The sequence below is a fragment of the Rhizobium sp. 01T444 genome, from assembly GCF_056398305.1.
Map to the genome: position 1 here is coordinate 1 of NZ_JBFTPD010000122.1, position 858 is coordinate 858.

At 67.7% G+C, this 858-nt stretch carries 2 protein-coding genes; one reads left to right on the forward strand and one right to left on the reverse strand.

Translation table 11 applies throughout. The features are described from left to right. Positions 1–202: helix-turn-helix domain-containing protein (locus AC1DTN_RS37455; RefSeq protein WP_477925174.1), on the reverse strand; the 202-nt coding region annotated here is incomplete at its 3' end. A 129-nt stretch (positions 203–331) separates the two neighbouring features. Here AC1DTN_RS37455 and AC1DTN_RS37460 point away from each other — a divergent pair. Then, on the forward strand, positions 332–858 hold a 527-nt coding region (locus AC1DTN_RS37460), incomplete at its 3' end, for an SDR family NAD(P)-dependent oxidoreductase (protein ID WP_477925173.1).

The window sequence follows — 858 nt, forward strand, 5'->3', positions numbered from 1 at the left end:
GGAAGCGGCTGCCGGCCTCGGTCAGGGCCACGCTGCGGGTGGTGCGGTTGAAGAGCGGCACGCCCACCCTTGCCTCCAGTTGCCGGATGGCCTGGCTCACGGCGGAGGGCGATACGGCCAGGCGCACGGCCGCGGCCGAGAAGCCGCGCAGTTCCGCGACGCAGACAAAGGTGGCGAGGCCGTCGAGGGGGTGTTGTCGCACGGGATATACGGGCCGGTTGATCTTGAAGATCCGCTTCAAGGCTCTTCGTTGATTGAGCGGATTATCAACAAGGTCGATCGAGCGCAAAGTCCGTTCATCCCCTGGTCACCCCTACGAAAGGACTTCCCCATGTCATCCACCACCCCCAGGATCTGGTTCATCACCGGCGTCAGCAGCGGCTTCGGCCGGGCGTTGGCGACCGAGGCGCTGGCTGCCGGCGAACGCGTCGTCGGCACCGTGCGCAACGAGGCGGCGCGCGCCGAATTCGATGCGCTGCAGCCGGGCCGCTCGTTCGCCCGCGTGCTCGACGTCACGCACCATGCGGAGGTCGAAGGCGCGGTCGCCGAGGTCGAAGCCACGGTCGGCCCCATCGACGTGCTGGTCAACAACGCCGGGTACGGGCACGAGGGCACGGTCGAGGAGTCATCGCTCGACGACCTGCGCCGGCAATTCGACGTCAATGTGTTCGGCGCCGTCGCTGTCACCAAGGCCGTGCTGCCCTTCATGCGCGCACGCCGCCGCGGGCGCATCCTGAACATCACCTCGATGGGCGGATTCATCACCATGCCCGGGCTGGGCTACTACCACGGCAGCAAGTTCGCGCTCGAAGGCATCTCGGAGGCGCTCGGCAAGGAGCTGCGCGGCCTGGGCATCCA